Annotated in this window: 1 protein-coding gene; it reads right to left on the reverse strand. The window is 65.9% G+C overall.

Annotated elements, in window-relative coordinates; translation table 11 throughout:
- A partial coding sequence (locus G7A99_RS23975) for a LysR family transcriptional regulator (protein WP_163144581.1) occupies window positions 1-281 on the reverse strand: 281 nt, incomplete at its 3' end.
- Window positions 282-584 lie beyond the last annotated feature (303 nt).

Below are 584 nucleotides of genomic sequence, written 5' to 3' on the forward strand. Positions count from 1 at the left end.
TGGCGCAGCCGCCCGATGGAGCCGCAGATCTCCTGGCACTCCCGGTAGAGCACGCTGCCGTGCTCGGTGAGCTCGAAACGCCCGGGACCACGATCGACCAGACGCTTGCCGAGCTGCTCCTCGAGCCGGCGCAGGGCGTTGCTCACCGTCGGCTGGCGAAAGAGCAGGCGCTCCGCCGCGCGGGTGATTGAGCCCTCCTGGACGATCACCAGGAAAGTGTAGAGCAGATTCCAGTCGAAATTGCGCCGTAGCGGCTGTCTCGGGTCGTCGCTGCCGGTCACGCGGGCTCCTCGGGCGTCTGTCCTCCGTCCCGAACATAGCATATCGCTATGCGCTGCATTCCGATTATCTATTTGCGAAATGCCTAACCCCTTACTTAACTGAAATCAACCACCGCGGGGCGGGCGCAACCCATACACGACAACACCCCGCCCCACAGGAGGACGACCCATGGCGACAACGGCGACGGCGGGCGGGGACCGCCGCCCGTGGGTGCTGCTGACACCCGCGCTGACCGCGGTCACGCTGCTGCTGGCGATCCCGGCCTGCTTCATCGTGGTCTACTCGTTCTGGCTGCGCACCGG

This window comes from Arhodomonas sp. KWT (assembly GCF_010993615.1).